The 25,281-nt window shown below is 72.2% G+C and carries 24 protein-coding genes and 1 pseudogene; 12 read left to right on the top strand and 13 right to left on the bottom strand.

The annotated features are described in order from the left end of the window. Positions 1 to 320: 320 nt before the first annotated feature. A pseudogene (locus tag BGM09_RS38265) lies at positions 321 to 506 on the top strand (ROK family protein); the annotation flags it as partial. Positions 507 to 749: 243 nt separating this feature from the next. Then, complete coding sequence (locus tag BGM09_RS33945) at positions 750 to 1,790, top strand: LacI family DNA-binding transcriptional regulator (RefSeq protein ID WP_317452993.1); 1,041 nt, start codon at positions 750 to 752, stop codon at positions 1,788 to 1,790. Between the two features lie 288 nt (positions 1,791 to 2,078). Here the strand turns inward: BGM09_RS33945 and BGM09_RS33940 are convergent, their stop codons facing one another. Together BGM09_RS33940 and BGM09_RS33935 are read right to left on the bottom strand one after the other, a co-directional pair. After that, the gene (locus BGM09_RS33940; RefSeq protein ID WP_188285588.1) at positions 2,079 to 3,227 is read right to left on the bottom strand and encodes a homoserine O-acetyltransferase MetX; all 1,149 of its coding nucleotides are present in this window, start codon (positions 3,225 to 3,227) and stop codon (positions 2,079 to 2,081) included. Then, positions 3,224 to 4,582 (bottom strand): bifunctional o-acetylhomoserine/o-acetylserine sulfhydrylase, encoded by a 1,359-nt coding sequence (locus BGM09_RS33935; protein WP_188285582.1) that lies wholly within the window; start codon positions 4,580 to 4,582, stop codon positions 3,224 to 3,226. Before BGM09_RS33935 ends, BGM09_RS33940 begins: the two co-directional genes overlap by 4 nt. Before the next feature lie 496 nt (positions 4,583 to 5,078). On the opposite strand from BGM09_RS33935, the gene BGM09_RS33930 reads away from it, so the two are divergent. Further along, positions 5,079 to 5,309: a DUF6296 family protein gene (locus BGM09_RS33930; RefSeq protein ID WP_188285581.1), complete on the top strand. Its 231-nt coding sequence runs from the start codon at positions 5,079 to 5,081 to the stop codon at positions 5,307 to 5,309. Positions 5,310 to 5,390: 81 nt separating this feature from the next. Here BGM09_RS33930 and nhaA read toward each other — a convergent pair whose 3' ends face one another. After that, positions 5,391 to 7,292, bottom strand: a complete 1,902-nt coding sequence (gene nhaA / locus BGM09_RS33925; RefSeq protein ID WP_188285580.1) for a Na+/H+ antiporter NhaA — start codon at positions 7,290 to 7,292, stop codon at positions 5,391 to 5,393. Positions 7,293 to 7,505: 213 nt separating this feature from the next. On the opposite strand from nhaA, the gene BGM09_RS33920 reads away from it, so the two are divergent. Beyond that, entirely contained in the window at positions 7,506 to 7,739 is a 234-nt protein-coding gene (locus BGM09_RS33920; protein ID WP_188285579.1) for a hypothetical protein, read from the top strand. Positions 7,740 to 7,765: 26 nt separating this feature from the next. Continuing rightward, positions 7,766 to 8,986: a flotillin family protein gene (locus tag BGM09_RS33915; protein ID WP_223187979.1), complete on the top strand. Its 1,221-nt coding sequence runs from the start codon at positions 7,766 to 7,768 to the stop codon at positions 8,984 to 8,986. A gap of 142 nt (positions 8,987 to 9,128) precedes the next feature. On the opposite strand, the gene paaK is transcribed toward BGM09_RS33915, so the two are convergent. Next, positions 9,129 to 10,391: a phenylacetate--CoA ligase PaaK gene (paaK, locus tag BGM09_RS33910; protein ID WP_188285587.1), complete on the bottom strand. Its 1,263-nt coding sequence runs from the start codon at positions 10,389 to 10,391 to the stop codon at positions 9,129 to 9,131. 50 nt (positions 10,392 to 10,441) lie between these two features. Further along, positions 10,442 to 10,831 (bottom strand): hydroxyphenylacetyl-CoA thioesterase PaaI, encoded by a 390-nt coding sequence (gene paaI, locus BGM09_RS33905; protein ID WP_188285586.1) that lies wholly within the window; start codon positions 10,829 to 10,831, stop codon positions 10,442 to 10,444. Between the two features lie 197 nt (positions 10,832 to 11,028). Here paaI and BGM09_RS33900 point away from each other — a divergent pair, with 197 nt between their 5' ends. The 3 genes from BGM09_RS33900 to BGM09_RS33890 all read left to right on the top strand — a co-directional run bounded on the left by BGM09_RS33900 (position 11,029) and on the right by BGM09_RS33890 (position 11,931). Next, the gene (locus BGM09_RS33900; RefSeq protein WP_188285578.1) at positions 11,029 to 11,208 is read left to right on the top strand and encodes a hypothetical protein; all 180 of its coding nucleotides are present in this window, start codon (positions 11,029 to 11,031) and stop codon (positions 11,206 to 11,208) included. Then, positions 11,205 to 11,564, top strand: coding sequence for a DUF6204 family protein (locus tag BGM09_RS33895; protein ID WP_188285577.1), 360 nt, complete (start codon positions 11,205 to 11,207; stop codon positions 11,562 to 11,564). The genes BGM09_RS33900 and BGM09_RS33895 overlap by 4 nt, the downstream gene beginning before the upstream one ends. Positions 11,565 to 11,652: 88 nt before the next feature. Next, positions 11,653 to 11,931: a hypothetical protein gene (locus BGM09_RS33890; RefSeq protein ID WP_188285589.1), complete on the top strand. Its 279-nt coding sequence runs from the start codon at positions 11,653 to 11,655 to the stop codon at positions 11,929 to 11,931. Between the two features lie 7 nt (positions 11,932 to 11,938). On the opposite strand, the gene BGM09_RS33885 is transcribed toward BGM09_RS33890, so the two are convergent. From BGM09_RS33885 to BGM09_RS33875, 3 genes are all read right to left on the bottom strand, one after another. After that, positions 11,939 to 13,348 carry an MFS transporter gene (locus BGM09_RS33885; RefSeq protein WP_188285576.1) on the bottom strand — a complete coding sequence of 470 codons (1,410 nt, stop codon included), beginning with the start codon at positions 13,346 to 13,348 and terminating at the stop codon, positions 11,939 to 11,941. Then, the gene (locus BGM09_RS33880; RefSeq protein ID WP_188285575.1) at positions 13,345 to 14,073 is read right to left on the bottom strand and encodes an ArsR/SmtB family transcription factor; all 729 of its coding nucleotides are present in this window, start codon (positions 14,071 to 14,073) and stop codon (positions 13,345 to 13,347) included. Before BGM09_RS33880 ends, BGM09_RS33885 begins: the two co-directional genes overlap by 4 nt. A gap of 66 nt (positions 14,074 to 14,139) precedes the next feature. Then, a complete protein-coding gene (locus tag BGM09_RS33875; RefSeq protein ID WP_317452992.1) occupies positions 14,140 to 16,194 on the bottom strand; it encodes a protein kinase domain-containing protein in 2,055 nt (684 codons plus the stop codon). A 193-nt stretch (positions 16,195 to 16,387) separates the two neighbouring features. On the opposite strand from BGM09_RS33875, the gene BGM09_RS33870 reads away from it, so the two are divergent. From BGM09_RS33870 to BGM09_RS33855, 4 genes are all read left to right on the top strand, one after another. Beyond that, complete coding sequence (locus tag BGM09_RS33870) at positions 16,388 to 17,536, top strand: inorganic phosphate transporter (RefSeq protein WP_188285573.1); 1,149 nt, start codon at positions 16,388 to 16,390, stop codon at positions 17,534 to 17,536. A gap of 70 nt (positions 17,537 to 17,606) precedes the next feature. Next, on the top strand, positions 17,607 to 17,837 hold the full coding sequence (locus BGM09_RS33865; RefSeq protein WP_188285572.1) for a hypothetical protein: 231 nt from the start codon (positions 17,607 to 17,609) through the stop codon (positions 17,835 to 17,837). A gap of 67 nt (positions 17,838 to 17,904) precedes the next feature. Next, positions 17,905 to 18,801: a polyphosphate kinase 2 gene (gene ppk2, locus BGM09_RS33860; RefSeq protein WP_188285571.1), complete on the top strand. Its 897-nt coding sequence runs from the start codon at positions 17,905 to 17,907 to the stop codon at positions 18,799 to 18,801. Between the two features lie 126 nt (positions 18,802 to 18,927). Further along, positions 18,928 to 19,314: a hypothetical protein gene (locus BGM09_RS33855; RefSeq protein ID WP_188285570.1), complete on the top strand. Its 387-nt coding sequence runs from the start codon at positions 18,928 to 18,930 to the stop codon at positions 19,312 to 19,314. 171 nt (positions 19,315 to 19,485) lie between these two features. Here BGM09_RS33855 and BGM09_RS33850 read toward each other — a convergent pair whose 3' ends face one another. The 5 genes from BGM09_RS33850 to BGM09_RS33830 all read right to left on the bottom strand — a co-directional run bounded on the left by BGM09_RS33850 (position 19,486) and on the right by BGM09_RS33830 (position 25,118). Continuing rightward, entirely contained in the window at positions 19,486 to 20,343 is an 858-nt protein-coding gene (locus BGM09_RS33850; protein WP_188285569.1) for a helix-turn-helix domain-containing protein, read from the bottom strand. Positions 20,344 to 21,090: 747 nt separating this feature from the next. Beyond that, positions 21,091 to 22,149 carry a helix-turn-helix transcriptional regulator gene (locus tag BGM09_RS33845; protein WP_188285568.1) on the bottom strand — a complete coding sequence of 353 codons (1,059 nt, stop codon included), beginning with the start codon at positions 22,147 to 22,149 and terminating at the stop codon, positions 21,091 to 21,093. A gap of 219 nt (positions 22,150 to 22,368) precedes the next feature. Next, positions 22,369 to 23,400, bottom strand: coding sequence for a PP2C family protein-serine/threonine phosphatase (locus tag BGM09_RS33840; RefSeq protein ID WP_188285585.1), 1,032 nt, complete (start codon positions 23,398 to 23,400; stop codon positions 22,369 to 22,371). A 312-nt stretch (positions 23,401 to 23,712) separates the two neighbouring features. Further along, the gene (locus BGM09_RS33835) at positions 23,713 to 24,234 is read right to left on the bottom strand and encodes a GAF domain-containing protein (RefSeq protein WP_188285584.1); all 522 of its coding nucleotides are present in this window, start codon (positions 24,232 to 24,234) and stop codon (positions 23,713 to 23,715) included. A 41-nt stretch (positions 24,235 to 24,275) separates the two neighbouring features. Further along, positions 24,276 to 25,118, bottom strand: a complete 843-nt coding sequence (locus tag BGM09_RS33830) for a S8 family peptidase (protein WP_188285567.1) — start codon at positions 25,116 to 25,118, stop codon at positions 24,276 to 24,278. Between the last annotated feature and the right edge of the window lie 163 nt (positions 25,119 to 25,281).

Here is a 25,281-nt window from a genome sequence, read left to right as displayed (position 1 = left end):
GGCTCGGGACAGCGCGTACGCGAGGCCGGGCGTGAACTGGGCAGGGACGTCGACTACCGCGCCTTGACCGACCTCGCGTCAGGCGACGGCGCCCCCGGCGACACCGGCACCGCACCGACCGCGCCCCCCCCCCCCCCCCCCCCCCCCCCCCCCCCCCCCCCCCCCCCCCCCCCCCCCCCCCCCCCCCCCCCCCCCCCCCCCCCCCCCCGCCCCCCCCCCCCCCCCCCCCCCCCCCCCCCCCCCCCCCCCCCCCCCCCCCCCCCCCCCCCCCCCCCCCCCCCCCCCCGCCCCCCCCCCCCCCCCCCCCCCCCCGACCCCCCGTCATCGGCGGGGGCGTCGCCGAGGCCGCCGACGTCCTGTTCCCGCCGCTGCGCCGCCACTTGGAGTCGTACGCCGCGCTGCCGTTCGCGGCCGGGGTGCTCGTGGAGCGGGCCGCGCTGCGGGGTGACGCCGGACTGGTCGGCGCGGCGGCCATCGCGGGAGCGGCCACGGCCGGAGCGCGCTGAGCCACGGGCCGGCGTCGCGGCGTACGGCCAGGGCGTGGGCCCGTCAACTGTCAACCGCCGACCTGGCCCGAGCCGTCGAGCCGGTCGCCGACCGGCGCGTATGCAACGTTTGAGTGTACGCTGAGCCGACGAGGCGGCTCGCACGGTCCACCCCTCGGCCGGGACGCCCGCGACCCGCGACGTCCGGCCCCGGTGCGGCGCGTCTCGGCACGGCCCGACCACGAGACGAAGGCGGACATCCGGGTGAGCCAGACGGCAGCGGCGGGCGGCGGGCGCAAGGCCACGATCAAGGACGTCGCCCGGCGTGCGGGAGTCTCGCCGTCCGCTGTGACCATCGCCGTGCACAACAAGCCGGGCGTGTCCTCCAGCACGAAGGAACGCATCCTTCAGGCCGCCCGTGACCTGGGCTGGAGCCCGAACCAGGCGGCGCAGTCGCTGTCCGGCCGGGCGCTGCACACCGTGGGACTCGCCATCGCCAGACCCGCGCGGATGCTCGGCCTCGAACCGTTCTACATGGAGTTCATCTCCGGTATCGAGAGCGTGCTCGGCCGCCACTCGTGCTCCCTCCTGCTGCGGCTGGTCGAGGCCGACGACGAGATCGAGGTCCACCGGGAGTGGTGGCAGGGCAACCGGGTCAACGGCAGCATCCTGGTCGACCTACGGGTGGACGACCCGCGCATCCCGGCACTGTCCGCGATCGGCCTGCCGGCCGTGGCCGTCGGACACCCCTCGCTCGCCGGTCCGTTCACCTCCGTGTGGACCGACGACGCCGCCGCGACCGTGGAGGCGGTCCGCTATCTGGCGGCGCTCGGGCACCGCAGGGTGGCCCGGGTGAGCGGACCCGCCGAGCTGGGCCACAGCGCCATCAGGACCCGCGCGTTCACCGAGACCGCGGCCGAGTTGGGCCTGTCGGCCCAGACCGTCGTCGCCGACTTCTCCGCCGACCAGGGCAGCCGCGCCTGCCGTACGCTCCTGCTCTCCGCCGAGCGCCCCACGGCGATCGTCTTCGACAACGACATCATGGCCGTCACCGCACTGGGCGTCGCCGCCGAATTCGGCCTGTCCGTACCGCAGGACCTGTCTCTACTCGCCTGGGACGACTCGCAGTTGTGCCAGCTCACCCGGCCAACGCTCTCGGCGATGCGGCACGACATCTTCTCCTTCGGCGCCGACGTCACCGAGACGCTCTTCGACGTGATGACGCATCGCAAGCCGGCCTCGCACGCGGCCCAGGTCCCCGGCCTCGTCCCGAGGGGCTCGACTGCGCCGCCGCCCAGGCCGTAACGCCGCGAAGCCGTAACGCCGCGCTTCCGTCGGGCTGTTGAGGTCGGACCGCCGCTGAGGGCGCGCCGCCTTATCGCTGTTGGCGGCGCGCCCCTCGCTCGTAGGAGTACGTCTCCCCGCGCTGTGGACCGCCCGGATGCTCTCGCGTGCCCGGCCGCGCCCGCGATACCGCCTGGTTACCGGCACGTCACTGGCACGTTTTAGAAACCTGTGCCGGGCTCATTGACATGGCCTAGACCAGATTTCCAGCTTCCAGGCGTTGGTCTTTCCGCCGGCGCCCTGTGCCCGTCACGCCGTCAGTTCTCCGACCAGCGACGCCACTTGATCCGTCTCGATGAGGAATCCATCGTGCCCGTACGGCGATTCGACGATCCGCGGCCGGTCGCAGTGCGGGATTCCCGCCGCCAACTCAGCCTGCTGGGGGAGGGGGTAGAGGCGGTCGGAGTCGACTCCGGCGACCAGGGTCGTGGCGGTGACACGGCGCAGGGCCGCCGCCGTACCGCCGCGGGACCTGCCGATGTCGTGCGCGTTCATCGCCTCGGTGAGCACGACGTAGCTGGCCGCGTCGAACCGTCGCACCAGCTTGGCGGCGTGGTGGTCGAGATACGACTCGACGGCGTACCGCCCGCCGCGCCAGGGCTCCTCGCCGTTCTGCGAGGAGCGGCCGAAGCGGGACCGCAGCTCGCCCTCGCTGCGGTAGGTGACGTGGGCCAGCCGCCGCGCGAGGCCGAGCCCCGCGTGCGGTCCGCGTCCCGGGCCCGCGTCGTGGTAGTCGCCGCCGCGCCAGTGCGGGTCCGAGCGGATGGCGTGCGACTGGACGGCGGCCCAGGCGATCTGCTCGGCGCTCGCCGCGGCGGGGGAGGCGAGCAGCAGCAGGGCCCGAGTGCGCTCGGGGCGACCGACCGCCCACTCCAGGGCGCGCATCCCGCCCATCGACCCGCCGACCACCAGCGCCCAGCTCCCGATGCCCAGCGCGTCCGCCAACTCCGCCTCGGCGGCGACCTGGTCACGCTGCGTCAGGAACGGGAAGGAGCCGCCCCAGCGACGGCCGTCAGGACCGTACGAGGACGGACCGGTGCTGCCCTGGCAGCCGCCGAGGACGTTCGGCGCGACCACGAACCACCGGTCGGTGTCGAGCGCGCGGCCCGGTCCGATCAGGGCGTCCCACCACCCGGCGGTCGGATGCCCCGGACCCGCCGGGCCCGCCGCATGGCTGTCCCCGGTCAGGGCGTGCAGCACCAGGACGGCGTTGGACGCGTCCGGCGCGAGCCGCCCCCAGGTCTCGAACGCCAGCCGCACGCCCGGCAGTTCGCCGCCCGCCTCCAAGGCCAGCGGCCGGTCGAGGGAGTGCCAGCGCCGGCGCCCCCGCGGGTCCCCCGGCTGCCAGGCGCCCGTGGCGGGCAGCAGCGGGACCCCAGTGGTGGCGGCGGTGTTCAGGACGCGCCCTTCGCCGCGCGGAAGCCCGCCTCCAGATCGGCCCTGAGGTCGTCGATGTGCTCGATGCCGACCGACAGCCGCACCAGGCCGGGCGAGGCGCCGGTCGCGGCGAGCTGCTCCTCGTCCAACTGGCTGTGCGTGGTGGACGCCGGGTGGATGATCAGGCTCCGCACGTCACCGATGTTGGCGAGGTGGCTGAAGAGCGACACCGCGTCCACGAACCGCTTTCCGGCCTCCGCGCCGTCCCGCAGCTCGAAGGCGAGCACCGCGCCCGCCCCGCGCGGCAGATAGCGCTGGGCCGCGTCGTACCAACGGCTGGAGGGCAGCCCCGGATAGTGGACGACCGCGACCTCGTCGCGCGCCTCCAGCCACTCCGCGAGCGCCTGCGCGTTGGTCGAGTGCCGCTCCAGCCGCAGCGACAGCGTCTCGACGCCCTGGAGCAGCAGGAAGGACGAGTGCGGCGAGAGCGCGGGGCCGAGGTCGCGCAGGAGTTGCACGCGCAGCTTCGCCGCGAAGGCGCCGGGGCCGAGCGCCGGCCAGTACCGGAGCCCGTGGTAGCTGGGGTCGGGCTCGGTGAAGTCGGGGAACCGCTCGGCGTGCGCGCCGAAGTCGAAGGTGCCGGCGTCCACGACCACTCCGGCGATCGTCGTGCCGTGCCCGCCGAGGAACTTGGTCGCCGAGTGCACCACGATGTCCGCGCCGTGCTCGATCGGCCGCAGCAGGAACGGCGTCGGCACCGTGTTGTCCACGATCAGCGGCAGACCCGCAGCGTGCGCGACATCGGCGACCGCCCGCACGTCCAGCACATTGCCGCGCGGATTGCCCAGCGTCTCGGCGAACAGCGCCTTCGTCTCCGGCCGGATCGCCGCCCGCCACGCGTCCGCGTCGTCGGGGTCCTCCACGAAGGACACCTCGATGCCGAACTTCGGCAGTGTGTGACGGAAGAGGTTGTACGTGCCGCCGTACAGCGACGCGCTGGAGACGATGTGGTCACCGGAGCGCGCCAGCGTGAGGATCGCCAGCGTCTCCGCGGCCTGCCCCGACGCCAGCGCCACCGCCGCGACTCCGCCTTCCAGCGCGGCGACCCGCTGCTCGAAGGCGTCCTGGGTCGGATTGTGGATCCGTGTGTAGATGTTGCCGGGCTCCGCCAGCGAGAACAGGTCGGCGGCGTGCCGCGTGTCGCGGAAGACGAACGACGTCGTCTGGTAGATCGGCACCGCCCGCGCGCCGGTCGTCGGGTCGGGCGCGGTGCCCGCGTGCACCTGCTGGGTCTCGAACGACCACCCCGGCAGGTCCCGCGCCGCGGTGTCCTGCGCGGTGGTGCCCGCGGTCACGGAGTCGATGGGCTGGGTCATGGCTCTCCCCTGGGAAATGGCGTACGGCCCTCGGCTTGCGCGAAGCGCGCCGTACGGATGCGCGGATACGTCCGGCGCGCGGACCGCGACCGCGACGGCCCCTACGGCGGGCGGCGAGGACGGCACCCGGCGGTGGCACGGCGCGGCACGGGAACGCGCCTTGCGTGGTGAAAGGGGGGTGATCAGCGGCCGTTGCGGGCGGCAGGACGCCGAGAGCGCGACGTCAGCGCACGGCGGGACAGCCCATGCTGGTGACACGCCCGTAGTCCACGTGGCGGCGCATCACGAGCGGCGGGGTCATGACGCCAGGGAATCACAGCGGCGGCCGATGTGTCAGCGGACCGGCGCCCCCGACCGGCCGGTGTGACACGTTGTTCATCTTTCCGTCCGCGTTCACCTCTCTGTCCGCCGATCGGCCCGTCCTCCCCAGCCCCTCAGGTTCCCAGAGGCGGGGCGGTGCGTCGCGAGAGATGATGGGCGGGTCAGGAGGTCCTTTATGGATGACCCGGAGATCTACGAGCTGGTGTTCCAGGCCCCCGCGGTGGAGGACGACGTCGTCGTCGTACGCCGGACCGAGAAATCCGGCGCGGGCGGGTACCCGGTCTACGAGGACGAGACCGGGATCGTCCGCGCCGAGATCAGCGCGGACGGCGAGGTGCGGATGATCGCCAGCGGCGGCCACCAGGCCCCCGACGTCCCCCGAGCGGTCCGCTCCCTCCACCCCTGAGACCCGCAAACCCCTGAGACCCCTAAGACCCCTGAGGCCCCTGAGCGACCCCTGTAGAGCTCGGGCCCGGTCGAGGGTTCCCTACGGTTGCGCCCCGCCCTGCTCCACCAGCGCCCGTTCGCGCGCCGAGATCACCGCCGCGGACAGGCTGTCGATGTCGTACGCGCCATGGTGGCGGCGGCCGTTGATGAAGAAGGTCGGGGTACCCGACACCCCGCTGAGGTCGGCGGACTCCACGTCCTTCGCGATCCGCCGCGCGCCGTGCCGCTTGTGCAGCGACTCCTTGAACACCACCACGTCGAGCCCGATCTCCCGTGCGTGGTCCAGCAGATCGCGCACCTTGAGCGCGTCCTGCCGCTCGAAGAGCAGGTCCCGCATCTCCCAGAAGCGGCCCTGCTCGGCGGCGGCCTCCGACGCCTCCGCGGCGAGCTGGGCGTGCGGGTGCACGTCGTTGAGCGGCAGGTGCCGCCACACGTAGCGGACGCTGTCGCCGAAGTCGGCGAGCAGTTCGCGTACGACGGTCTCCGCCTGGCCGCAGAAGGGGCACTCGAAGTCGCCGTACTCCACGATCGTCACCGGGGCGTCCACCGGCCCGCGGACATGGTCGCGGTCCGGGTCGACGGGCTCGACGAGGTCCACGACGGACTCCGCGGTGCCCAGCAGGGCGCGCGCCCTGCGCGTCTCCGGCAGCCGCCCGGCGACCAGCGCGACCACCGTCGTGCTGAGCATGGCGAAGACGACCGCGCTGAGCACGCCGATCTTCGCCTGCGCGAGCTGGTCCCCGTCGAAGGCCAGCGTCGCGATCAGCAGCGACACCGTGAAGCCGATACCCGCGATGGAACCGCCGCCCAGCACCGCCGCCCAGCCGACCGACGGCCGCATCCGGCCCCGGCTCAGCTTGGTGGCCAGCGCGGACGCGCCCACGATGCCGATCGGCTTGCCGAGCCCGTACGCCAGCAGGATGCCGAGCGTGATCGGCGAGGTGAAGGCGTCGGCCAGCAATGAGCCGTTGATCTCGATCCCCGCGTTGGCCAGCGCGAACACCGGCACGATCACATAGCTGCTCCACGGGTGCCACAGCCGCTGGAGCCGGTCGTTGGGGGAGACCGCGGAGGCCAGGCCCAGCCGCGCCTCGCGCTCCAGCTCCGCGGTCGGCTGCTCACGGAAGGACCGGAACAGCCCCGTCGCCCGCTCCAGCGCGTCCCGCGACGCCGGGTAGGCGAAGGAGAGCAGGCCCATGATCAGACCGACGACCAGCGGGTCCACCCCGGAATGCAGGAACGCCACCCAGGCGATCACCCCCAGCACCCCGTAGACCGCGCCGCGCCGCACACCGGCGCTGCGTACCGCGTACACCACCAGCAGGACGCCGATCCCGACGATCAGCGGCGTCCACGAGATGTGGTCGCTGTACGCCACCGCGATCACGCCGAGCGCCAGGAAGTCGTCCACGACGGCGACGGTCAGGATGAAGGTGTGCAGCCGTTCGGGGAACCGCGAGCCGAGCAGCGCCAGCATGCCCAGCGCGAAGGCCGTGTCCGTGGACATCGCGGTGCCCCAGCCGTGCACCGAGGACCGGCCCGCGTTCACCGCGAGGTAGATCGCGATCGGTACGGCCATGCCGCTGATCCCGGCCAGCATGGGCAGCGGGATGCGGCGCCGGTCGCGCAGCTCGCCCATGTCGAATTCGCGCCGCGCCTCCAGGCCGACGACCAGGAAGAACAGCGTCATCAAACCGCTGTTCACCCATTCCCGCAGATCCAGGTCGAGCCCGTGGTCCCCGAAACGGAAGGACAGATGCGTCGCCCACGCCGACTCGTAGCCGCCGGGCGCCACATTCGCCCAGACCAGCGCCACCAGGGTGGCCGCGAGCAGCACGGCCGCGCTGCCCGTCTCGGTACGGATGTACGCCAACGCGGAGGCGGCCGTCGTACGGTCGCGCTCGGTCCTGCCTGACAAGGGCGCGGTGAAGCCCCGGAACATCCAGCCTCCCAGCGAAGGAACGGTCTTCCCACACCCTGGCACGAGCGGGACCCCCGTGGCGCCTCCAATCACCTTCCACGGACGAGCGGTACGGTGCCGCGTTCGGTATTTGGTACGGACCGGTGACGGACCGGAAGAGGCCGCTGGTGGGAGGATGAATGAGACGGAGATTCCAGGACCGGAACGGACACGAGAAGTGAGGGGCGGCCGGGAATGGCGCAGGACGAAGCCGTGATCGGTTGTACGGGGGAGCTGCTCATCGGCACGCGCGGCCTCGCCGGACCCGGTGAGGTCTACGTGCGGGTCAGAGGAGGCAGCGAGACCTTCCTCGCCTGGTCCGAGGAACCCCTGCCTAAGGGGGCGACCGTGCTGGTGGTGGACTCGCGTGGCACACGCCAGGTGGACGTCATCGAGTGGGCCGACCCGTTGGACGCGCTGGCCGACTGAGCCGGCGCACATGAAGGAGACAAAGGATGTTGGGTTACCGCGTTCCCGCGCCGGACGAGGCGATGTTGATCTCGGGCGGTCGGCGTGGACTGGGGGGTGCGCCGTTCCGTGTGGTCACCGGCCACGGAAAGTTCGTTCTGCCGGTCTTCCGCAAGACCCGGTTCATTACGCTCGCGATGTGCGAGGCGGAAGTCGCCGAGACCTGTGTGACCCGGCAGGGCATCGCGCTGACGGTGAAGGCCGTCATCGCGTTCAAGGTCGGCAACGACCACGAGAGCATCGTCAACGCCGGACAGCGTTTCCTGTCCGACCAGGACCAGATGTCGATTCTGACCGGCCGGATCTTCGCCGGTCACCTGCGGTCGATCATCGGCTCGATGACGGTCGAGGAGATCGTCACCGAGCGGCAGAAGCTGGCCTCCGAGGTGCTGGAGACCTCCAAGACGGAGATGGCGAAGATCGGCCTGAGCGTCGACTCGTTGCAGATCCAGTCCATCGACGACGGCGAGACCGGCTACATCGACGCCATGTCGGCGCCGCACAAGGCCGCCATCCAGCGGCAGGCGCAGATCGCGCAGGCCCAGGCCACGCAGGCGTCGGTGGAGGCGCAGCAGATCGCCGCCAGGAACCAGGCGGAATACGCCCGGCAGACCGCCGTCGTACAGGCCGAGTACTCGGCGCAGGTCGACCGCGCGCAGGCCGAGGCCGCGCAGGCGGGCCCGCTCGCCCAGGCGCACGCGCAGCAGGAAGTGCTCGCCGCGCAGACCGAACTGGCGCTGCGCGCGGCCGAGTTGCGCCAGCAGCAGCTCGTGGCGGAGATCGTCAAGCCCGCTGAGGCGGAGGCCGAGCGGATCAGGGTGCTCGCCGTCGCCGACGCCGAGCGGATGCGCATCCAGGCCGCCGCGGCGGCCTCGCACGACCGGGTGGCGCTCGACCGCATGCTGATCGACCAGCTCCCGCTCATCGTGAAGGAAGCGGCCGGCGGTCTGGCCGGAGCCAATGTCAACGTCCTCAACGGCTCCGACGGGCTCAGCGAGATCGCGGCGGGCCTGGTCAGCCAGGGACTGACGATCCTCGACTCGGTCCGCAACAACCTCAACGGCGGCGAGGGCGGCTCCGGTTCTGACTCTGACAGCTCGGACCACCTGCCCGCGCTGCGCGGTCTGACCCACCCGGGCGACGGCCGCAACGGCAAGGGGAAGGGCGGCAAGGGCACGTCGTCCGACGGTCCGATCGACATCGACTAGGACGCGTACGGCCGTTCCACGCCGGGGCGGCCGTACGGCACGTGCGCACAGCGCACAGGGGCGGGCCTCCGCACGAGAGGTCCGCCCGCCGCTCTTACGGGTGCGCGCCGGGGCTCAGGCCCGCGCCCTCAGTCCTTCGCCTTCAGTCTTTCGCCCGCAGGTCCTTGACCCGCTGGATCTTGCCGACCGACCGCTCCAGCGTCTCCGGGTCCACGACCCGCACCTCGACGCTCACGCCCACACCGTCCTTGACGCCCTGTGCGATGGCCGCCGCGCCCGCGTCCCGCACTTGCGTACCGGTGTCGGCCCTGGCCTCGGCGTAGACGGTCATGTGGTCCATCCGGCCGCGCCGGGTCAGCTCGATCCTGAAGTGCGGCGCCACACCGGGTGTCCGCAGCACGATCTCCTCGATCTGGCTCGGGAAGACGTTCACCCCGCGCAGGATGATCATGTCGTCGCTGCGGCCGGTGACCTTCTCCATCCGGCGGAAGGCGGGCCGCGCGGTGCCGGGCAGCAGCCGCGTCAGATCACGGGTGCGGTACCGGATCACCGGCAGCGCCTCTTTGGTGAGCGAGGTGAAGACCAACTCGCCGCTCTCGCCCTGCGACATGACGTCGTCGGTCAGCGGGTCGACCACCTCCGGATAGAAGTGGTCCTCCCAGATGTGCAGACCGTCCTTGGTCTCCACGCACTCCTGCGCCACGCCGGGGCCGATCACCTCCGACAGGCCGTAGATGTCGACGGCGTCGATGGCGAAGCGCTCCTCGATCTCGCGGCGCATCTGTTCCGTCCACGGCTCCGCGCCGAAGATCCCCACCCGCAGCGAGGTGCCGCGCGGGTCGACGCCCTGCCGCTCGAACTCGTCGAGCAGCGTGAGCATGTACGACGGGGTGACCATGATGATCTCGGGCTCGAAGTCCTGGATGATCTGCACCTGACGGGCCGTCATGCCGCCCGACGCGGGGATGACCGTACAGCCGGCACGCTCCGCGCCGTAGTGCGCGCCCAGGCCCCCGGTGAACAGGCCGTACCCGTAGGCGACATGGACCTTGTCGCCGGGACGGCCGCCCGCCGCGCGGATCGAACGGGCCACCACGTCGGCCCACATCGACAGGTCGCCCTCGGTGTAACCGACCACCGTGGGACGACCGGTGGTGCCGCTCGACGCGTGCACCCGGCGCACCTCGGACATCGGCACGGCGAACATCCCGAAGGGGTACGTGTCGCGCAGATCGGCCTTGGTGGTGAAGGGGAAGCGTGCCAGATCCTCCAGCGTCCGGCAGTCGGCGGGTACGACGCCCGCCTCGTCGAATTTCCGCCGGTACAGCTCCACATGGGCGTACGCGTGGCGCAACGTCGCCTGGAGCCGCGCGAGCTGAAGGTCCATCAGCTCCGCGCGGGTCATCCGCTCCGCCGCGTCCGGGGTCTCCCGCGGGGTCGTCCCGCCCAGGTGGCTCACGAGGTCTCCTTCGTGTCGGCGCCGCGCAGCGTACGGCTCCGGCCGCGGAATTCGGCGACCAGCTCGTCGCCGCGCCGCACCTGTACGTCGTAGATCCCGCTGCGGCCGAACCGCGCCCGCTCACGGGCGGTGGCCAGCAGCGCGTCGCCCTCATGGGCCGGGGCGACGAAGTCGATGTCCGCCGCCGCGGCGACGGTCGCGGCGCCGTCGGTGTTGCAGGCGCAGGCGAAGGCGGTGTCGGCGAGCAGGAAGAGATAGCCGCCGTGCGCGGTGCCGTGCCCGTTGACCATCGCGGCGGTGACGACCATGCGCACGACGGCGACGCCTTCGCCGAGGTGCAGCAGCTCGATACCGAGCCCGTTCGACGCCCGGTCGGCCGAGAACATCGCCTGCGCCGCCGCGATCCCGGCGCCGTTCGCGGCCCCCTTCGCGGACGCGCGTACCGCGTCCGGGGGCGGACCCGGTGCCTGTCCCGTGTCGAGCCTGGCGTCGCTGCCCTGAGTCACCGCTGCCCACCACCTTGTGGATGCACCGACCGACCATTCGGTTCGGGCGTATGACAGCTAAAAAATCAGCATCGGGAGTGCCTGTCAAGCACAAGGCGGGACGAGCGGCCGGACGCGGGGGAGAGGCGGCGCCGGAGGGCCGGGCGCCCGGTCTGTTCTGCCCGGCCGCCGCGCTCGCCACGGTTGCCACGCTCGCCACGGTCGCCGGGAAAACCGGTACGCCGATCGCCGACCGGCTGCCTACGATCAGGGGATGAGTACACGTACATTCCGGATCACGGTCCGCGGCGCCTTCGACGCGCTCACCGCGGACCAGCGGACCGCACTCCTCGCGCGGGCGGCGGAGCACGACATCCTGCACGCCGCCTTCACCGCCGAGGGCACCCTGACCTACGACCTCGCGGCCCGCCCCTTCTTCACCTTCCGCTACCTGGACTCGGGCGAGGCGGAAGAGGACATCCTGGAGGCCGCGGAACGCGCCGAGGCCGCCGCCCGCGGCTGGCTGACCGAGCGCGGCTACGGCTGGAAGAACCTCACCTCGAACGCCGAGGATCTGTCGCAGGCCGCCCTCGGCAAGCGCCGCCGGCAGGCCGCGGCCCGCGGCGAGGGCTGACGCCCGGGACCGGTATCGCGATCCCGGTCCGGTCCCGTACGCCCGTCAGGCGTCCACCGCGCGACCCGGCGTCACCGAACACTCCGTCATGGCCGCGCTCGCCGGCGCGCCCCCGCACGCCTCGGCCGCCGCGAAGTCCCCGGCCGCGGCGGCCTCCACCGACCGGCAGACGTTCCTCACCTTCTACGGCTGGTACGACAACACCCCGCCCGGCGGCGACATCTCCTGCCCCGGCCCGCACGAGACGGCCGGCGACACCGGGACCGGCCGCTACGTCCGCGTCAACGGCACGGCGTACGGGACGGCGCGCGGGACGGCGTACGGCTACTCGCTCCACGAGGTCCAGGTGTACGGCACCACGCCCTGACCCCCAGTTACGGCACCGCGTCCCGATCCTGGTCTTCTCGACGGCCCCGCCGGCGGCCGACGGCCACCGCGCCGTCTGCCGATGCCGTCTTCTCGGCGCCCTCGCCGTCCCCCGTGTCTGCCGTGTCCTCGGTGTTCGTGGCGTCCTCCGGGCGTTCGTCCTGGTCGATCGAGCGGATGCCGGGCACCGGCGACGGCAGCAGCCACAGCACGGACAGCGCCCCGCCCACCGCCGCGACCAGCAGGGTCGTACGCAGCCCGAGGAAGGTCGCGAGCACACCGCCGACGACCGCGCCGAGCGGACGGATGCCGTAGTTGACGGTGGCGTACGCGCCGGAGACCCGGCTGCGCATCCCGTCGGGGATCACGGACGCCTGAAGGGAGTTGAGGTTGACGTCGAAGAGCATGACACCGAGGCCGGAAAGGAACTCGGTGGCGGTCAGCGCCACGGCGCCGACCCACGGCGGCCCGTCGGCGACCGCCACCAGCGCGATCGGCGCGGGGAAGAGCACCGCCCCGATCGCGATGCTGCGTCCCATCCCGATCCGCCGCGAGATCCGCGGCGCCAGGACCGCGCCGAGCAGCGCGCCCGTGGAACCGATGCCGAAGGCCAGGCCGATGAAGCCCGCCGACAGACCGAGGCTCCTGGTGGCGAAGAGCACCATCAGACCGCTGCCGGAGACGAAGGTGAAGAAGTTGACGGTGGTCGAGGTGCCGAGCCCGGCCCGTAGCACCGGATGCTGTACGACGAACGCCAGCCCCTCCTTCGCCCGCCGCAGCAGCGGCGCGTCCCGCTCGCCCGCCGCGACCGGCGGCTCGTCGATCCTGATCCGCCCGATCAGCACGGCCGACGCGAGGAAGGACAGCGCGTCGACCACGACGGCCACCGGCGCGGTCAGCGCCTGCACGAGCGCGCCGCCCACGGCAGGGCCCGCGACGTACGAAGCGGACCGGCTCGCGCTGAGCTTGCTGTTCGCGTCCACATACGACGAGCGCGGCACGAGGTGCGCGAAGAACGGGGGATAGGAGGTGTTGAACAGCACCTCGGCGGCCCCGATCAGCAGGGCCACCGCGTAGAGCTGACCGAGCGTCACCGCCCCCGCCAGGTACGCGACGGGCAGCGACAGCAGCACCCCGGCGCGGATCAGATCCGCGGCCACCATCAGGCCGCGCTTGCGGGCCTGGTGGTCGACCCACGCGCCCAGGACGATCGCCAGCAGATTCGGTGTCCAGATCAGGGCGGTCAGCCAGGCCACCTGGTTGGCGGAGGCGTGCAGCGCGCTCACCGCGATCAGCGGCAGGGCCAGTTCGCTGATCCGGTCGCCGAACTGCGAGACGGTCTGACCTGCCCAGAAGCGGACGAAGCGGCGGTCGCGCGCCACGGATATCGGGGGCGGTTGCGTCGCTGCGGCGGTCACCGGGTGCCGCCGTCGCCGTCGTCATCGTCCTTACGCGCGGCCGTATCCGTATCCGTATCCGTGTCCGGTGCGCGGCCCTGTGCCTCAACCTCAGCCGGACCTTCACCCTCACCTTGAGGTTCACCTTCAGGGAGCGTGTAGCGCAGCAGGCGTACGGTGCGGGCGGCGGCCGGACGGTCCGCCGCGTCCCGCATCACATAGGGCGCGAGCACGCGCTCGATCCCGTCCTCGATGGCGGCGGCCTCCTCGGGCGTCACCGTGACGCGCGTGTTGGAGAGCCCCGAGAGCCGTTGCCACGCGGGATCGAGACCGGGCTCCACGGTGGCCGCCCAGCGGGCCGGCAGATCGGCGGAGCGCAGGAACATCTCACGGGAGAGCAGCCGCGCCGCCGAGCGGCCCTCCTCGTCTCCCTCGTCCTTTGGCGCCTCGAAGCGGAAGCCGCGCGCGACCGCCTGCCACCGTCGTTCGCGCCGGTCCCGCCGCTCGTCGCCCCCGGCGCCCGGATCGGGGTCCGCGTCCCGGACGAGCCCGAAGCCCGCGAGATGGCGCAGATGCCAGCTCGTCACCGAAGGGGTCGCCCCGACGCGGGGTGCGAGCACCGTGGCCGTCGCGGGCCCGTTGCGTTGCAGATGCTCCAGGATCGCCAGCCGCACCGGATGCGCGAGCGCGCGCATCGCCTTCGGGTCGGTGATCTCGATGTCTCCCAAACGGTTACCCGGTTCCATGGCGTGAGAGTGTCCTCTCACAATGTGTGAGAGTCAACTCTCATGCTTTTCGCGCCGCCCCTGGACTCAGCCGCCGCCCTTGACCGCCCAGGCGGGGTGCCCCTCGGTGGCCGTGTCGGTGCTGAGCCGTCGCTCGCCGGTGCCGTCGGCGCGGACCGCCCAGATCTCGGGGGTGGCGAGCGGGCCGCGGACGAAGGCCACCCACGTGCCGTCGGGAGACCAGTCGGGGTCCATCTCGTGGGCCGAGGTGGCGGCCAGCGGCCGGTCGCCGGTTCCGTCGGTGCCGACGAGGCGGATGTCGCCCTGTGTGCCCTTGCCGTAGTCGCCCGAGGTGTAGGCGAAGACCTTGCCGTCGGGGGACCAGACCGGGTCGAGGGCGGGCCGGGGCAGGTCGGTGATCCGCTGCGGTGCGGCGCCCGGCGTCGTCGGATCGACCGTGTTGATCTGCCAGTTGCCCGTCCCCTTCTCGACGCAGATCGCGATACGGGTGCCGTCGGGGGACCAGGAAGGGTCCTCGATACGGGTGCTGCCGGTGGTCATCTGCTGGGCGGAGCCGTCCGCGACGTCCACGACGTAGAGCTGCTGGACGCCGCCGGTCTTGCGCAGCACGGCCAGTTTGCCGCCGTCGGGAGACCAGGAGACCCGGCCGCCCGAGGTCTCGGCGATCCGCTTGGCGCCGGTCCCGTCGGCGCCGACCGTCCACACCGAGGTGTCCTGGGCGGTCCTGCGGGTAAAGGCGACGGTCTTCCGGTCGGGCGACCACTTGGGGAGGAAGTCGCAGGGGCTGCCCGACGCGAGCCGCTTGAGGCGGTCGGTCGTGCTGTCGCGCAGCGCGATGTAGGCGTGGCAGGTGCCGGGCCAGCCGGGGGCGGTGTCCACCCGGACCAGCAGCGGCACGTCGGGGAACGGCGCCGGGGTCGGCGGCGCTGACGAGGAGGCCGTGGTGTGCCCGCCCGGGGGAGGGCCCGCGTTGTCGTCCTTCGCGGAGCCGGACGTCCACGGATGCCAGACCAGCGCCCCCGCCACCGCGGCGGCCACCACGACAAGGCCCACGGCCGCGGTCACCTTGCGCCGGTCTCGGGGCGGACCCGACGGCGGCCCGAAACCGGGCGTCGGGGTCGGCGCGGGCGTCGGCGGGCCGCCGTACCCCTGCCCCGGACCGTACGGGGACGCGAGCGGCGACGGCGAACTCCCCGCCAGGGGAACCGCGTAGGAGGCGGTCGGCTCGGACGCGGGGGTGGGCCCGGCGGCGTGGGGCGGGGGCGTCGGGACAACGGGCGGTACGGCCTGCGGTTCCACCTGCGTCAGCAGCGCCGTCGCCTCGGCGGGCAGCCACTCGCCGTCCTCCGGGTGACGTACCGTCAGCCTGCTCAAGAACTCCGAAGGGGTGGGCCGCTCGGCGGCCTCCTTCGACAGACACGCGGCGACCAGCGCGCGCAGCTCGTCCGGTACCGCCCTGAGGTCCGCCGTCTCGTGAACGACCCGGTAATGCCGGGCCGCTGACGGACCGTCACCGAAGGGCGCGCCGCCCGCCGCCTGGCTGAGCACGACGCCCAGCGCGAACATGTCGACCGCCGCGGTGACCTGACCGCCGGTCAGCTGCTCGGGCGCGAGAAAGCCGGGGGTGCCGATCTGGAGCCCGGTCTGGGTCAGCGCCGTGCCGTCGAGGGCGCGGGCGATGCCGAAGTCGATGACGCGCGGCCCGTCCTCGGCCACGATGATGTTCGCGGGCTTGAAGTCGCGGTGGATCACCCCCGCCCGGTGGATCGCCTCCAGCGCCTCCGCCAGCCCGGCCGCCAGCACCGTGAGGGTGTCCGTCGGCAGCGCGCCGACATCGGCGAGCACGTCCGCCAGCGTGGGACCCGGCACGAACGCCGTGACCAGCCAGGCCGGTTCGCCGTGCGGATCGGCGTCCACCACGGGCGCGGTGTGGAAGCCGCCGACCCGGCGCGCCGCCGCCACCTCGTCGGCGAAGCGGCGCCGGAAACCCGGCTCGGTGCTCAACTCGGGGCGTACGACCTTGACCGCCACCGCCCGGCCGGACCGCGACCGGCCGAAGTACACCACGCCCATACCGCCTTGGCCGAGCCGGCCGGCCAGCCGGTATCTGCCTTCGCCCACGGAAGTGGGATCACCCGCTTCGAGCGGCTTCATGGTTCCCCCCAACTCGCACCGTCCGCGCGGTGACGGGATCTCCCTACCGCCCCGCGCGGGACCAGTCAAGCACCGCCCGGCGCGGGTCCGCCCGCTCCTTCACGCCGGTCCTTCACCCGCCCTTCCCCGTGCGTATGTCCGAGGCTGCTTCCCTGGGCACATGGACCACATCACATTCCTTGTGGCACTGGTCATCGTCACGGCCCTGGCCTTCGACTTCACCAATGGCTTCCATGACACCGCCAACGCGATGGCCACGTCCATCGCCACGGGAGCGCTGCGGCCGAAGGTCGCCGTCCTGCTCAGCGGCGCGCTGAACCTGGTCGGCGCCTTCCTGTCGACGGAGGTCGCGAAGACGATCTCCGGCGGCATCGTCGACGACGCGCTGGTGACTCCCGGCATGATCTTCGCGGGCCTGGTGGGCGCCATCTTGTGGAATCTCATGACCTGGCTGCTCGGACTGCCGTCCAGTTCCTCGCACGCGCTCTTCGGCGGCCTGATCGGTGCCGTGTGGGTCGGCGCGGGCCAGCACGGCGTCCACTTCGGCAAGGTCGTCGAGAAGATCCTCATCCCCGCGGTGGCCTCGCCGATCGTGGCCGGGCTCGCGGCGCTAGCGGCGACGTACCTCGCCTACCGGCTCACCGGCCGGGCCCGTAAGGACACCGTCTCCAAGGGCTTCAGGATCGGCCAGATCGCCTCCGCCTCGCTGGTCTCGCTGGCGCACGGCACCAACGACGCGCAGAAGACGATGGGCGTCATCACCCTCGCGCTGATCTCCTGCGGAGCGCTCGGCCACGACGCCGATCCGCCGGTCTGGGTGATCCTCACCGCCGGCCTGGCCATCGCGCTCGGCACGTATCTCGGCGGCTGGCGGATCATCCGCACCATGGGCAAGGGCCTGGTCGACATCGAGTCGCCGCAGGGCTTCGCCGCGGAGTCGGCGTCCACCGCGGTCATCCTGTCCTCCGCGAATCTGGGGTTCGCGCTGTCCACCACGCAGGTCTGCTCCGGAGGCATCCTCGGCGCGGGCATGGGACGCAAGCTCGCCGAGGTCCGCTGGGGCACCGCGGGCCGGATGGCGCTCGCCTGGCTGGTGACGCTGCCCTCGGCCGCCGTGGTCGGCGCGGTGGCCGCGAGCGTCGTCGTGCACGGCGGTACGCCGGGCGTCGTGGTGATCGCGCTGATCGCCGTCGCGGTGGCGGGCGGCATCGTCGTCCTCTCGCGCCGTAACCCGGTGCGCGCGGACAATGTGAACCACGGCCACACCACCTCCGTCCGTCCCACCGCGCCCGCCGGCGCGGGCGCCTGAGCGGCGACGCCACCGGAGTCACCGGAGTCATCGGAATCACCGGCATCATCGGGGAAAGGGGAACAGCAGTATGAGTGTGGACTGGAACGCGCTGGGCGAGGTGGCCGCGGTGAGCTTCGGCGCCACCGTCGGCGTGGTCGTGGTCTTCGCGATCGGGGTGCTCGCGCTCTCCGTCCGCGACACCGTACGGGCGTCGGGCGGCAGCGGAACGGGACAGCTCGCGGGCGCCGGGGCATGCTTCCTGGCGTGCGCGTGCGCGGTGCTCTACGGGCTGTACCTGATCATTCCGCAGTTCCACTGAGGCCACCCGCGGTGGCTGAGGGCCACCGGGTCCACTGACGTTTCCACCGGCGAAGGGCGGGCGAGCGATGAGCGCAGGCACCGACGGCTCCGCACTCCTTGCGGGCATGCAGGTCGACTACACCGACCAGGACGACCCGGTCCTGGTCAGGGCGGACGGCAGCGTCGTCGACACCTGGCGGGAGAACTACCCGTACGACACGCGGATGGAGCGGCCCGAGTACGAACTGCACAAGCGGCTCCAGCAGATCGAGCTGCTGAAACTCCAGAGCTGGGTGAAGGAGACCGGCCAGCGGCTGGTCATCGTCTTCGAGGGCCGGGACGCCGCGGGCAAGGGCGGCACCATCAAACGGTTCATCGAGCACCTGAACCCCCGCGGCGCACGGGTGATCGCCCTGGAGAAGCCCACCGAGCGCGAGAGCGGGCAGTGGTACTTCCAGCGCTACGTCGCGCACCTGCCGACCGCGGGCGAGATCGTGATGTTCGACCGCTCCTGGTACAACCGGGCGGGCGTCGAGCGGGTCATGGGCTTCTGCTCGGACGACGAATACCACCGCTTCATGCGGCAGGCCCCCGCCTTCGAGCGGATGCTGGTGGACGACGGCATCCACCTGGTGAAGTTCTGGTTCTCGGTCTCGCGCGACGAGCAGCGCACCCGGTTCACCATCCGGCAGGTCGACCCGGTGCGGCAGTGGAAGCTCAGCCCGATGGACCTCGCCTCGCTCGACCGCTGGGACGACTACACCGCCGCCAAGGTGGCGATGTTCCGTGAGACGGACACCGCCTACGCGCCGTGGACGGTGGTCAAGAGCAACGACAAGAAGCGTGCGCGCGTCGAGGCCATGCGCAGTGTCCTCGCCCGCTTCGACTACGCGGACAGGGACGACGAGGTGGTCGGTACGCCCGACCCGCGCATCGTCGGCGCCGCGGCCACGCTGCTGGAGCGCGGGGAGGACACGGTCTAGCGGGTCCGGTGCCCGGCGGTTCCTGACCGGAATCCCCCGCACGCACCGGCGCGTCACGCGCCGGTGAAGTGGCGGCAGGCTCCTACGATGTGACGAAATGTCAGTGTTTACCCCGTAGGAGCCCTCATGCTTCGCTTCTCGCGAGCCTGTGCCACCGGTCTTACCGCCCTCACGCTGTTGACCGCCCCCGTGGCCCAGGCCGTCGCGGCGGACAGCGTCGCCGCGGCGCCCGCCGTCGCCCGACCCGCCATCACCGCCAAGGCGACGGTCAGCGCGATCAACGCATGGCAGCAGTTCCGGATCTACGGCACGACCAAGAACATCAAGGTCGGCACGCGGGTGACGCTCCAGCAGATGCAGGGCAAGCGCTGGGTCTCGCTGCCCGCGTCGATGAACACCAACCACGACGCCACGTACAACCTGCGGGTCAAGCTGGGCATCAAGGGCCTCAACAACCTGCGCATCGTCGGCGGCGGCGGGATCTCCAACATCGTCAAGGTCACGATCCGCTGACGCGGCGAACAGCGCCGGCAGCGCCGACGGCGCGAGCACCGCGTCAGCCGCGAGGACCGCGACAGCCGTAAGGCGTCGCGAGGCGTTCGGCCGCGGGTACGGAAGATGCGCTCCGGGCCCGCGGCCGCGCTCCCGCCACTCCCGCCGCTCCCGCTCCTCTCGCCACCGATGTCACGCGGCGGTCGGCGGCAGCGACACCAGCGGTTCGTGGGCGATCACGCTCGCCTCGACGGGAGTCGGCAGCAAGGTCACCATCCGCACACGGGGGTTGTGGGCGGGGGAGGAGACCAGGGTGCGTACACGGTACGGGGCACGGCCGCCCGGCGGGATCAGCAGCCGGACCTGACCGTCGTTGTGCAGAGCCATCCGTCCGCCCCGGCCGACCGTCTGCCACAACACGCCCAGCTCCGGATCGAGTTGCAGCTCCGCGACGATACGCCGCAGCTCCGGCTCCCCGCTTATCCCCGCCTCCAGCCTGAGCTGCCGCAGGTACGGCACCGCCCAACTCGCCTGCCAGTCCCCGCACAGGCGGCGCGCGTACGGCGAGAAGAGGATGAAGCGCAGCAGATTCGCCGGTGGCCGCTGCCCTTCGGGCTCGAACAGGCCGCGCCAGGCCGCGTTGTCCTCGTGGATGCGCCACGTGCTGTCGAGGACGAGCGCGGGCACCTGGAGCGCGCGCAGATACAGCCGCCAGCCGCTCATCGCCTCCAGGTCCGGCTGGGACGGGCCGGTCGGCGCGAAGCCGCCGGTCACGATGAACCACAACTCGTCGCGCTGGTGCGGGTCGAGGCCGAGTGTGCTCGCGAGGCTGTCCAGCCGGTGCACCGGCACCGGCCGGCCGCCGCCCTCCCAGTCCTGGTACAGCCGCGGCGAGATGTCCATCCGGTGCGCCACCGCCTGCTGGCTCAGCCCGGCGGGGCGGTGCCCCGCGTGCCCGCTGCCCGGCTCCGGCGGCCCCGCGTAATCCTTGCGGGCCTGCCGCAGAAACCCGCGGATGAGCGGGGTGGTGCTGTTCGAGCCGCGCGTCATGACCGTTCCCCCCGGATGCTCGGCCCGCGCCCGGACTGACCAGTGGCGTGCCCAGCCGCAGAATGCGCTTACCAGTCGATCGTGTTCGCTGGACGCATGGAGTGTCAACCGACTTGGCCGACCCCCACCACCTGCGCGAACCCGTCCTCAGCGGTTGTGCCCCGCCCTGTGTCAGTGGCCGGTCGCCGTCCGTGGCAACACCGTTGACCTGCGACGACGTAGCGACCAGTGGCAGGCGGCAAGCGCGCTCGGTACGCCGTCGCCACCGTTGTCCAGTTGGGTCGCTGTCTCCTTTTGGACACCTCCGGTGGCCTGCGCGAGGCCGTTCACCGGGCATTACGTACTCGGGGGTTCGTAGCCAGCGGTTGTCGGGTGAGTAAAGATCGAGGCGTGGTCGGGTACGGTGCCGGAGGTGACTTCGGCCGGTGCGCGGCCTTGGGGGGAACGGCATGCCGTCGGCTCCGGGAGGGCTCGCGAACGTTTCGGCGTAGCGGGGGAGTTGTCGGCAGGCCGATCCCCATCACGCGGATGTCCCGCGTGCGCACCACCCGCCTCGGGCGACGGCCGGACCGCCGAGGCGACACGACTTCCGGCCCGTGGATCCCCCGAATATCCGCGGGCCGGGGCTGCCGGAGGCGGCCTTCCACCTGGTGTGGAGGCCGCCGAAGGCAGTCGGCGGGGGCGCCACCTGGGCCTGGTGGCGCCCCCGCTGGTACATCACGGCCGTCAACAGGTCACCCCGGGCGGTCAGTTCAGCGGGTAGACCTTCATCAGGGCCGGGTCGCGGGCGAGTTTGAGACCCGCCTCGAAGCGGCTGGTGGCATCAAGGCGGTCCATCAGTTTGGCGACCGCGCGCTGGACGGTGCGGCGGTGCACGCCCATCTTCCGGGCGATCTGGTCGTCGCTCAGCCCGCTCGCCATCAGCCGGATGACCGTGCGCTCCTGGTCGTTGACCTCCGGACCCTCGGCGGGCGGCGCGGCGAAGACGACCGGGGAGGCACGCAGCCAGTAGTCCTCGTACAGCGCGATGTAGCCCTTCAGGAGGGCGGAGCCCCGGATCAACAGCATGGACTCGCTCGGCCGTTCGGGGTCGCCGGGCACGCACGCGGTGTGCCGGTCGAAGAGCAGGATGTCGAAGGGGGAGTGCTCCAGGAGCCGCACCTCGACGCCGACGTCGAGCAACCGGTGCAGATACCAGGTGTACTTGGGGGAGCGCAGCAGCGACTCGGGGTAGATCACGCGGACCCGGATACCGCGCGCGGTCAGCTTCGCGTCCTCGTCGAGCGACGTCTCCAGCGCCTGCGCCGGAGGCATCGGACCGGGGTGCATCGAGTCGCAGGCGTCCAGAACGGCGGCGTTGAGGTCCCGCACCGTACGCGTCCTGCGCTTGCGGTCGCCGAGCCGCTCCACCGCGACATCGGCCAGGTCACGGGCGACGGCCGGGCGGAAGACGGTCATCAGGGACTCGGTGACCCAGCGCAACGAGTGCGCGTCCCGCAGTTGCCTGGCGGTGTTCTCGCTGTAGGTGTCCATCGCGTGCGCCATGGCCGCGTCCGGGTCGACCGGTTCCACCACCGCGCCCACGATCCGGATCAGGCCCAGCTCCTCCAGCCGCCGCCAGCCGCCCGCGGATTCCGCGGCGTCCAGACCGGCCGCCTCCGTGACCTCCTCGATCCGTCCCTCGCCCACGTCGCGGAGCCGCTGGTAGAGCGTGAGCGCCGCCGCCTCGTCACGCTGGAGATGCGCCGCGGACACGGCCGGGCTGTCCGGCGGGACCGGTCCGCCTTTGGGCGCGCGCAGCGTCACCGGGATCTCCTCCAACCGCGACCGGCATACGGTGCATGCCTCCGCCCGCGTATACGGCTCGACACTCTATGACGCGAAACCGGTGTTCGCAGGGGTGTTCGGGAGCGGCCGGTCGCTCATTGCGGACAACCCGTCACGGACCGCACATCGAGGCATCCGCACATTGCCAATCCTTTACCCGGGCTGGCGCCGTCCCAGCCGTCCCAGCCGTCCGGGCCGTCAGGCGCCTTCGAAGGCGGTGAACGCCGGGCCGGGGTCACGGAAGCGCAGCAGCAGCATCGCCGCGTCGTCGTGCAGCGGCCCCTCCGTGTGCTGCACCAGATCGGTCCGCAGCGCCTCCAACGCTGCTTCCGGATCCGGGTCCTTGAGGAAGTGCGCGCGCTGCCCGAGCGGATAGAACGCGCCGGTGTGGTCGCGGGCCTCGGTGACACCGTCGGTGTAGAGCAGCATCTGGTCACCGGGCCCGAAGGGGACGGCGAACGGCTCGGGACCGTCACCGCCGTGCACGCCGAGCCCCAGCGGCATCGCGTACTGCGGCGGCTCGGGGAAGCACGCGCCGCCGTCCTGGCGCAGCACCATCGGCGCCGGGTGACCGAAGTTGAGGAGGGTGGCGCCGCGCTCCTCGCTGATCTCGGCGATGATCGCGGTGACGAACTTCTCGCCGCTCAGCGCCCGGTCCGCGGCCCGTTGCACCCGCTCGCCGACGCCCGTCAGATCGCCTTCGTCGTGCGCGGCCTCACGGAAGGCGCCGAGCACCACGGCGGCGGTCTCCACCGCTTCGAGGCCCTTGCCCTGCACATCGCCGATGATCACCCGCACGCCGACCGGCGACGCGACGACCTCGTACAGGTCGCCGCCTATGCGCGCCTCGGCGACGGCGGAGGTGTACGACACGGCCGTGCGCAGATGGCCCGCGCTGCGCGGTACGGGGCGCAGCAGGACGCGCTGGGCGACCTCCGCGATCGACCGTACGCTGGCGAATTCGGTCTCGCGGCGCTGCCGCATCACGGCGGCGATCACTCCGGCGACCGTCACGCCGATCACCGAGGCGAGGGCGCTGAAACCGCGCCGCTCCTCGAACAGGCCGTCGTAGACGCCCAGGGCGCACACGAGCGCGACCGCCAGGGCCCCGACCAGGGCGGTCCGTCGCCAGCCGCCGACCAGACCGGAGAAGGCGGGGCCGAGCGAGACCAGCGGCAGCAGGCCGATACTGGTCCCGACGCTCACGTCCACCACGGCGACCACGGCCATGAACACGTACGGCAGCGCGGTGAGCACCGGCGGTGTCCGGCCACCGGTCGGCACCTGAGGCGAGAGGTCGGGGCGGGGCGTCGGGAGGCGGCGGCCGAAGCGTACTCGTCGTGTCACGGCCACCTCCCTCTCCCCGGCTCAGGCTAGGCAGATGATCCGGGGCCGGAGGAACACACCCTACTCATTGTCACCTGTTCAGGGGACCACTCGCACCTGTGAACGCCCTGGGATCTCCCGTCCCTCCGCTTCCGGCGCGTCGCAGGTCGGTGCGGGTCAGCGGCGGCCCACGGGCTGGGCGGAGGTCTCCACGACTCAGGCCGAGGTCTCCAGCAGCCGCCGCAGATCCTCGGCCATCCGCAGCGCCGCCGCGCGCCCGTCACCGCCGAGCGAGCCGCTGTCGGCGGGCCGCGCGCGGTCCACGACCACCCGCAGCGCCGCCGCCGCGTGCCGGGCGAAGAGCGCCAGCAGATCCAGTTCGTCCAGGCTCGACCTGGACTGCGGCACGGGATCGAGGACTTCCAGCACTCCCAGCACCCGGTCACCGTGCGTCAGCGGCGCGGCCATCAGCGAATCGGGCACGTACTCCGTGGACTCCGCGAAGTCCCGGTCGAAGGACGCGCTGTGCGACAGGTCGTCCACGACCATCGGCTCGCCCGAGGAGACCACCCATCCCGCGATCCCGCTCTCGGCCGGGAACCGCCGCCCCACCAGGAAACTCTCGCCCTGGCCGGAGACGGCCTGGAAGACCAGTTCATGGCTCGACTCGTCCAGCAGGAACACCGAACTGGCCTGGGCGCCGAAGATGGCCCGTGCCGTGTCGACCACCGACTGCATCAACTCCTGCGACAGCGGATCCGTCGCTGTGTTGCTCTGTGTCACGAAGCACCCCTGATGCCCAGTTGGACGTTGGCCGCGGAAAGGTAGAGCGCGTTCTTGAGCTGGAAGGTCGTCATCCGGCGGTGCCGGGACAGGATGCGGGCGCAGAGCCCGGCGATGTACGGCGTGGCGAAGCTGTTGCCCGTGGTCCTGATCGTCGCCCCGCCGAGCCAGGCCACCTGGACGTTCTGGCCCGGCGCGAAGAACTCGACCGGCGGGCTCGGGTTGTACAGGTGCAGATCGGGATCGTCCTCCTGGTGGCTGCCCACCGAGATGACCGAGGCGAAGCGCCACGGGTAGCTCTCCACCGGAGTGTTGTGCGCGGAGGCGACGATCGCCGTCCCCCGGAAGTACGCCTCGTCGGCGAGGACCCGCAGCTCCTCGGCGAACTGCGGCCTCGTCGTGGACAGGCTGAGATTGATCACGTCGAAGCCCTGCCGGATCGCCCAGCGCAGTCCCGCGAGCAGGACGTCGCCGGTCCCGCCGAACCCCTTGCCGAGCACCTGCACGCTGTACAGTTCGCAGTCCGGCGCGGTCCTGCGGATGATGCCCGCGCAGGCCGTACCGTGCCCGCAGGTGTCGGTCGCCGTCGTCTCGACCACGCTGGTGCCCGTCTCGTCCTTGCGCACCGTCCACGCGCCGTCGACCGGGCCGATCAGCGGATGGCCGTCCTCGACGCCCGAGTCCACTACGCAGACCCGCACTCCGGCACCGCGCGCGCCGTCCCAGCTCCGGTCGAGCGCGGGCAGCTCGCCGTCGGCGGTGATCAGCACGTCCTCGGGGCGCTTGCCGCGCAGCGTCCAGGTGAGTCCGGGGCCGGCGCCGTGTTCGGCGGTTTTCATCAGCAGCCTTTCGCGTTCTGGCGTTGTCGCCTTCCGATGCGGTGGTGGCCCGAGGGTCCGGGGCGGGAACGCACGGGCGCCGGTCGGCGCTCGCGGCTCCGGCGCCCCTGGCGCCTCACGGCGGGCCCTCCCGCCATCGCACCGCGCGGCGCGCCCCCGGCAC

Source organism: Streptomyces sp. CBMA29, assembly GCF_014596445.1.
GTDB lineage: Bacteria > Actinomycetota > Actinomycetes > Streptomycetales > Streptomycetaceae > Actinacidiphila.
The sequence above is the reverse complement of the archived record's forward strand: the minus strand, read 5'-3'. Positions and strand labels throughout refer to the sequence as shown.